This window comes from Achromobacter semiaridum (genome assembly GCF_053543755.1).
Map to the genome: position 1 here is coordinate 1 of NZ_JBLVOL010000077.1, position 5,952 is coordinate 5,952.

Consider the following 5,952-nt stretch of genomic DNA (forward strand, 5'->3'; position numbering starts at 1 on the left):
GCCGCGCGGCCGTGCCGCCCCGGCCCCCGCCGCCCGCGTCGCCAGCGCCCGACCCAATGTGCGCACGCACAAGGTTCGGCAGGGCGACACGCTGTTCTCGCTGGCCAAGCAGTACGGCACATCGGTGGACGCCCTGCGCGCGCTGAATAACTTGAAGGGCAGCGCGCTCAAGGTCGGTACCGCCTTGCGCGTGCCGGGCACCAACGCCCGGGGCTGATCCCAGCCTGCGGTCCCCAAAAACGGCGCCCGGTAACGGCGCCGTTTTTACAAGTACGCGACGTCGCCAAACTCCTTAAAATGGGCGGTCTTTCAGCAGGAAAAAAACAAAGGAACCATCATGGGCTTTCTCGCCGGCAAGCGCATTCTCGTCACCGGGGTGCTTTCAAACCGATCCATCGCCTACGGCATTGCGCGCGCCTGTCACCAGCAAGGCGCCGAGCTGGCGTTCACCTATGTGGGCGATCGCTTCAAGGAACGCGTTGTTGAATTTGCCGCCGAATTCGGCAGCAAGATCGTGCTGCCTTGCGACGTGGCTGAAGACAGCCAGATCGAAGGCGCCTTCACGGAATTGGGCAAGCACTGGGACGGCCTGGACGGCTTGGTGCACTCCATCGGCTTCGCCCCGCGCGAAGCCATCGCCGGCAACTTCCTGGACGGGCTGTCACGCGAGGGCTTCCGCATTGCCCATGACATTTCGGCCTACAGCTTTGCCGCGATGGCCAAGGCCGCGCTGCCCCTGATGGAAGGCCGCAACGGCTCGGTGCTGACGCTGACGTACCTGGGCGCCGAACGCGTGGTCCCCAACTACAACACCATGGGCCTGGCCAAGGCGTCGCTGGAAGCCAGCGTGCGCTACCTGGCCACGGCGCTGGGCCCCCGCGGCATTCGCGCCAACGGCATTTCGGCCGGCCCCATCAAGACGCTGGCCGCCAGCGGCATCAAGGACTTCTCGGCCATCCTGAAGTTCGTGGAAGCGCAGGCGCCGCTGCGCCGTAACGTCACCATCGACGACGTCGGCAACGTGGCGGCATTCATGCTGTCGGATCTGGCGGCGGGTGTTACCGGCGAGATCACCCACGTGGACGCCGGCTTCTCGACCGTCGTTCCGGGCATGGAAGACTGATTTTGCAGCGGTCGGGCGGGCGGCAACATGGCCACCCGCCGGCCGTATCAGGCCGCGCGCACCACCAGCGTGGACACCTGCACGTCGACCGCCGTCATCAGCTTGTGGATCGGGCACTTTTCGGCCACCGCCAGCAGTTCATCGATGTGGGCATCCGACAGCTCGCCATTGAGCGTCAGCTTTGCGGTCAAGCGATAGACGCCCTTGCGCTCTTCACTGGCATCACGCACCACTTCTACATCCACCGACGTCAGCGGCAAGCCCTTGCGCTGCGCGTAGACCATCAGCGTCAACGCCTTGCAACCGCCCAGCGCGGTGTCGAAATAATCATGCGGATCAGGTCCATCGCCCTGCGGCTTGGGCATCGCCACGGGCAGGGCGTGGCCTTCGGCCGTGGCGGTGAATTGCAGGATGTCGGGCGCATTCTGGTGGACACGGATGCTCATGGGTAGGGTCTCTTGGATGGGCGGCCGTGGTGGACGCCTGAAGCTGACGTTGTAGCATCCGACGACAGATTTTGACGGCTGACAACAAGCTGAACTTATTGCGCGCGCGGCGGTCGGATATCCCTATCCGCGTTCACGAACTGAACGCACCGACTGTATCGACAAAAAGGGGGCCGCATGAGCGCCAGACAACTTCTTGACCAACTGCTGCAATCGGGCCAGGGCCTTCTGGCCGACGCCACCAACCGCGTGCAAGGCGCAACGGGCGGCGCCGGCGGCGGCAAGGGCTCGTTCCTGACCGGGCTGGGCGGCGGCGCATTGGGCGCCGGTGCGTTGGGGCTGTTGATGGGCAGCAAGAAGGCACGCAAGATCGGCGGCAAGGTCGCCATGTACGGCGGCATGGCGGCGCTGGGCGCGCTGGCCTACCGGGCTTATGGCGACTGGCAGCGTAACCAGGCCGGTGGCGCGCAAGCCGCCCCGCCCCAAACCCTGGACCGTCTGCCCGCGCCCGAGGCCGAGCAGCACAGCAACGCCGTTTTGACCGCCATGATCGGCGCGGCCAAGGCGGACGGCCATATCGGCCCTGAAGAACGCGGCCTGCTGGAAACGGAGCTGGCCAAGCTGTCCTCCGACGCCCAAGACCGCCAGTGGCTGGAAACGGAGCTGTCGCGGCCGCTGGACCCCGCGGCGGTGGCGCAATCCGCCAAAACCCCCGAGATGGCCGCCGAAATGTATCTGGCCAGCCTGCTCGTCGTGGACGAAGAAAGCTATATGGAACGCGCCTATCTGGACGAGCTGGCGCGACAGCTCAAGCTGGAACCCAGCTTGAAGGAAAAGCTGGAACAGCACGCCAAGAGCGCGGTGGCCTGAGCGCGCTTGATTCGCCGCTTACTGCGCCCTCAGTCCGCCCGCAAGCCGATTGAAGCCGTCAGCGCCGTGTACCGGTCGATGTCCGCATGAATCATCGACTGGAATTCGCGCGGCGTACTGCTCGCCGGCGTGAAGCCCTGTTGCCGCAGCGAAGCCTGGGTATCGGGCTGGCTGACGATTTTTGCCACCGCTGCGTTCAGCTTGTCGATGACGGCACGCGGCGTGGCGGCCGGCGCCAACAGGCCATGCCACTGATCCATCGCGTAGCCCGCAACGCCCTGCTCGGCAACCGTCGGCACCGTTGGCATTAACGGTGAACGGCTGGGCGAAGTCACCGCCAATGCGCGCAGCTTGCCCGCGGCAATCAAGGGCGCCGCGCTGGACGCCGTGACGACACCCATCGCCACCTGCCCGGCCGCCACGTCGGTCAACGCCGGGCCGCATCCCTTGTAGGGCACCTGCTGCAAAACCGCGCCCGTGGCGCGCGCCAGCATCTCGCCCGCCAGGTGTTGCGGCGTGCCGTTGCCGCAAGAGGCAAACGCTAGCGGCTTGGCGGGCGACGCCGCCGCCAGCGCATCGTCCAGCTTGTGCAGCGGCGAGCCCACCGGCACCACGAACACCGACGGCACAAACGCCACATTGATCACGGCGGCGAAATCCTGCTTAGGCGAAAAGCCAAGGTTGCGATACACGCCCGGGTTGATGGCGAATGAACTGTTCACCATCAGCAGCGTGTAACCGTCGGGCGGTGCTTCCGCCACGATACGCGCGCCGATGTTGCCGCTGGCGCCGGGGCGGTTTTCAACCACCACCGCCTGGCCCAGCTGCGCTTGCAGGCTGGCGCCGATGCGGCGTGCCAGCAGATCGGTGCCGCCGCCCGGCGGGAAGGTGACCACGATGGTGATCGGGTGCGCGGGATACGCCGCGTCCATCGGCGCTTCGCCCGAGGGCGAGTTGCCGCATGACGCCAGCGGCAGGGTCAACAACGCAAGGCTGGCTTGAAGCAGGCGTTTCATGATGGGCTCTCAGGCGTCCAGGCCGATGTCCAGCACCTTGGCGCTGTGGGTCAGCCAACCGACGGCGATCTGATCCACGCCCGTGGCGGCAACGGCAGCGGCCGTCTCCGGTGTGATCCGGCCCGAGGCTTCCGTGATCGCGCGCCCACGCGCCATGGCGACGGCGCGCCGCAAATCATCCAGGCTCATGTTGTCCAGCAACACCACGTCCACGCCCAGCGACAACGCAACTTCCAGCTGCGCCAGGGTGTCGACCTCAAGCTCGATCTTGACCATGTGGCCCACGCCCGCGCGTGCCCGCTGCACCGCCGTGGCCACCCCGCCTGCCAGGGCGATGTGGTTGTCCTTGATCAGCACCGCGTCGTCCAGCCCGAACCGGTGATTGCTGCCGCCCCCCACGCGAACCGCGTACTTTTGCACCGCGCGCAGGCCGGGCATGGTCTTGCGCGTGCAGGTGACGCGTGCGCCGTAGCCCGAGATGGCGCGCGCGATGGACGCGGTGGCAGTGGCCACGCCGCTCAAGTGGCACAGGAAGTTCAGCGCCACGCGTTCGGCTGTCAGCATGGCGCGGGCGTTGCCGCGCAACCGCGCGATCTCGGTACCGGGCGCCAGGTCGCTGCCGTCGCGCTGAGACACATCGAATTCGATGGCGGGGTCCATGGCGCGAAACGCCAGGCGCGCCAGATCCAGGCCGGCCAACACGCCGGCCTGACGCGATACCAGCCGCGTTTCTGCCACGGCGTCGTGCGGCACGATGGCGTCGGTGGTCAGGTCGCCGGCGCGGCCCAGGTCTTCCAACAAGGCGGCTCGCACCAGGGGCTCAAGCATGACGTCCGGCAGGGGAGGCACCGCCAGGCGAGAGGCGGTCAAGGGCGCTTCGGCATTAATGCTCATTTTGAGTATTTGTGAGTTAAAAAAAGGCGCGCAGAGATTGCGCAGCACTTATGCTAGAGACGAGCATAACCCTTGTCAAGCGTCATAACGCGCGAGACAGGGGCAATTTGCTGCCCGCGATGGCGCGTTCAAGCAGCACGTCGCGCCGGAACCGAAACAGCTTGGCGGGGCGGCCCGCCGTGCCCGTGGCCATTTCGCCGGTCTCTTCGACCAGCGCCTGTTGCTCGATCAGCCGCCGGAAATTCTGCTTGTGCAAGGCGCGCCCCGCCAGCGCCTCGACCGCCATTTGCAGCTGCAACAAGGTGAATTGGGCCGGCATCAGTTCAAACACGACGGGGCGGTACTTGATCTTGGCGCGCAAGCGGGCGATGCCGGTTGCCAGAATGCGGCGGTGGTCGTGGCGCATCGCTTGGCCGGGTATGGCGGCTGCAAAGTTGCCATCGCCGCGCCGCGCAGCCTCGGGCACCAAGCCGGCTTCGAACAGCAGTTCGTAGCGCTGCAGCACCATGTCTTCGTTCCAGGCGGCCCCGTCCAGCCCAAATGTGATGGCGATCCGCTGCTGACGACGCGTGCGCACATCGGCGTCATCGCTGGCGGCACACCACTGCGCCAGGCGCGGCACGATCAGTTCGTCGACCAGGGCCGGCGTGCCGGTGCGCCGGTCTTCCCAAGGAAAGTAGCGATACCAGTCTTGCCAGCCCACCTGCGCCACGCCGGTTTCGCCGGCTTCACGCGTCAGCCCCAGATAGCTGACCGACATGACGCGCGCGCCGGATTCGTCGGAGCGATCGCCATCGGCAAAGGTATAGAGTTGCTCGACGTAACCCAGGGGGTGATGGGTCTGGGTTTCCACCCACGCGCGCAGCCCCGCCTGCAACGAGCGATGCGACAACTCGAAAGGGCCGGCCGGCAAGGCGCTGGCGTCATCCGTCGTCAACACACGCGGCTCGCCATGCGTCACGGCGACAAGCACGGCAACAAGTTCGGTATGGACGGAGCGTTCGATGGAGTCGGTCAAGGATGGTGGCAGAGAAGGTTGAAAGGCGAGTTGAATGGCGGGAAAAATGGCGGGAAGAAAGGCGGGATGAAAGGCCCGATGAAAGGCGGCAAGAGACGCCGGAAATTATAAGGTTCTGTTCCTGCAACAGCCCCTTGCAAACGTGACAGGCCGGACGGCCGCGACGGCGCGCGCAGCGACTAAGATAAAAGCCAGCAACCAGGCGCGTCGCCATCCTGGGACGCCCGCAAGCGGAGCATGAGCCATGTTGAAAACTGCCCCTGACCCGAACGCCGCCACCAACGCGAAAGACGTCGACCCGCGTCCGCCGACCGACCCGCGCAAAGGCACGGAGACGCTTCCGATGCCGGACCAAAGCAAGACCGTGGCGGGCATGCCGCGCGACGGACGCGCTGTCGCGCAGCCGGGCGAACCCGGCGTCATCACGCCCGAGGACGACATTCTGGAAACATCCTACGAAAACCGCAAAACGTGACGCCGCAATCGTGAAGGCGCAATCGTAAAGGCGCAATCGAAAGCGCAACGCTGACGTCGCAAAGCGGCCGATGATACGCCAGCTTGCGGCACGCGGCGCAAGAGTGGGGG

At 66.0% G+C, this 5,952-nt stretch carries 8 protein-coding genes; 4 read left to right on the top strand and 4 right to left on the bottom strand.

Features of this window, described 5'->3' with window-relative positions; genetic code table 11:
• Together ACNPP0_RS20345 and fabI are read left to right on the top strand one after the other, a co-directional pair.
• The coding region (locus ACNPP0_RS20345; RefSeq protein WP_448706840.1) for a LysM peptidoglycan-binding domain-containing protein at positions 1-217 on the top strand (217 nt) is incomplete at its 5' end.
• A gap of 120 nt (positions 218-337) precedes the next feature.
• Positions 338-1,123 (top strand): enoyl-ACP reductase FabI, encoded by a 786-nt coding sequence (fabI, locus tag ACNPP0_RS20350; RefSeq protein ID WP_448706841.1) that lies wholly within the window; start codon positions 338-340, stop codon positions 1,121-1,123.
• A gap of 47 nt (positions 1,124-1,170) precedes the next feature.
• Here the strand turns inward: fabI and ACNPP0_RS20355 are convergent, their stop codons facing one another.
• Positions 1,171-1,569 carry an OsmC family protein gene (locus ACNPP0_RS20355; protein WP_046806129.1) on the bottom strand — a complete coding sequence of 133 codons (399 nt, stop codon included), beginning with the start codon at positions 1,567-1,569 and terminating at the stop codon, positions 1,171-1,173.
• Between the two features lie 177 nt (positions 1,570-1,746).
• On the opposite strand from ACNPP0_RS20355, the gene ACNPP0_RS20360 reads away from it, so the two are divergent.
• Positions 1,747-2,439 carry a tellurite resistance TerB family protein gene (locus tag ACNPP0_RS20360; protein ID WP_332612146.1) on the top strand — a complete coding sequence of 231 codons (693 nt, stop codon included), beginning with the start codon at positions 1,747-1,749 and terminating at the stop codon, positions 2,437-2,439.
• A 29-nt stretch (positions 2,440-2,468) separates the two neighbouring features.
• Here the strand turns inward: ACNPP0_RS20360 and ACNPP0_RS20365 are convergent, their stop codons facing one another.
• From ACNPP0_RS20365 to ACNPP0_RS20375, 3 genes are all read right to left on the bottom strand, one after another.
• On the bottom strand, positions 2,469-3,455 hold the full coding sequence (locus ACNPP0_RS20365; RefSeq protein WP_448706842.1) for a tripartite tricarboxylate transporter substrate binding protein: 987 nt from the start codon (positions 3,453-3,455) through the stop codon (positions 2,469-2,471).
• A 9-nt stretch (positions 3,456-3,464) separates the two neighbouring features.
• Positions 3,465-4,349 (bottom strand): carboxylating nicotinate-nucleotide diphosphorylase, encoded by an 885-nt coding sequence (gene nadC, locus ACNPP0_RS20370; RefSeq protein ID WP_448706843.1) that lies wholly within the window; start codon positions 4,347-4,349, stop codon positions 3,465-3,467.
• An 82-nt stretch (positions 4,350-4,431) separates the two neighbouring features.
• The gene (locus ACNPP0_RS20375; protein ID WP_332612153.1) at positions 4,432-5,367 is read right to left on the bottom strand and encodes an NUDIX hydrolase; all 936 of its coding nucleotides are present in this window, start codon (positions 5,365-5,367) and stop codon (positions 4,432-4,434) included.
• 244 nt (positions 5,368-5,611) lie between these two features.
• On the opposite strand from ACNPP0_RS20375, the gene ACNPP0_RS20380 reads away from it, so the two are divergent.
• A complete protein-coding gene (locus tag ACNPP0_RS20380) occupies positions 5,612-5,842 on the top strand; it encodes a hypothetical protein (protein ID WP_332612154.1) in 231 nt (76 codons plus the stop codon).
• The last annotated feature ends 110 nt before the right edge of the window (positions 5,843-5,952 follow it).